This window comes from Stenotrophomonas sp. HMWF003 (assembly GCF_003061285.1).
In the GTDB taxonomy this organism is placed as follows: domain Bacteria; phylum Pseudomonadota; class Gammaproteobacteria; order Xanthomonadales; family Xanthomonadaceae; genus Stenotrophomonas; species Stenotrophomonas maltophilia_AP.
This window is the reverse complement of sequence record NZ_QAIW01000194.1, coordinates 33,138-33,956: the sequence shown is the minus strand read 5'-3', so window position 1 is coordinate 33,956 and position 819 is coordinate 33,138. Positions and strand designations below refer to the sequence as shown.

Genomic DNA, 819 nt, shown 5'->3' with positions numbered 1-819 from the left:
GCCCTCGCCGGCGGCCGCCGCCAGTGCGGCCACGGCGCCATCATCAGGGTGGCGCACCACGAAGCCGCGCACGCCCATCGCTTCCAGGTTCTTCAGCGTGTCGCAGGCGGTTTCGCCCTTGCGCGTGGACGAGGTCGAGGCGTCGAAATTCAGCACGTCCGCGCCCAGCCGCTGCGCGGCCAGCTGGAACGAACTGCGGGTGCGCGTGGACGGTTCGAAGAACAGCGTGCACACCGCCGAGCCGCCCAGCACGTGGCGCTTGTTGCCCACCCGGCCCACCGCCGCATCGCGGATCTGGCCGGCACGGTCGAGCAGCTGCAACAGGGTTTGACGGGGCAGACCTTCCAGGGTCAGCAGGTGGCGCAGGCGTCCATCGGAATCAAGTTGCGAAGCGGTCATGGGCGGGGGTCTGTGAGTCAGGAAACGGGGGTGGCATCGTCCGGGCAGGACAACCAGCGCTCGATGATGACCGCGGCGGCCACGGCATCGAGGGTGGCGGCATCGCGGCGACGCTTGCGGCCTTCGGCACGTTCGACGGCAAACCGGCGGGCCGCTTCGACCGAGCTGGAGCGCTCGTCGACCAGCACCACCGGCAGCTTGAAACGCTCCCGCAGCTGGCGGGCAAAGCCCTGCGCACGCTTGCGGTTGGGCTGGTCCTGGCCGTCCAGGGTGAGCGGGTCGCCCACCACCAGGCCGTCGGGCCGCCATTCTTTGATCAGGCGCTCCACCGCGGCCCAGTCCGGGCCGTTGCCGTGCACATCCACCACCGCGATCGCGCGGGCGTGGGTGCCGAACGAACTGCCGATGGCCACGCCGATG

General features: G+C 70.6%; 1 protein-coding gene and 1 pseudogene. Both read right to left on the bottom strand.

Annotated features, from left to right (window positions below):
* Positions 1–399, bottom strand: a pseudogene (gene pyrB, locus DBR34_RS22370) (aspartate carbamoyltransferase catalytic subunit); the annotation flags it as partial.
* 17 nt (positions 400–416) lie between these two features.
* Entirely contained in the window at positions 417–818 is a 402-nt protein-coding gene (ruvX, locus tag DBR34_RS07935; RefSeq protein ID WP_258223745.1) for a Holliday junction resolvase RuvX, read from the bottom strand.
* Position 819 lies beyond the last annotated feature (1 nt).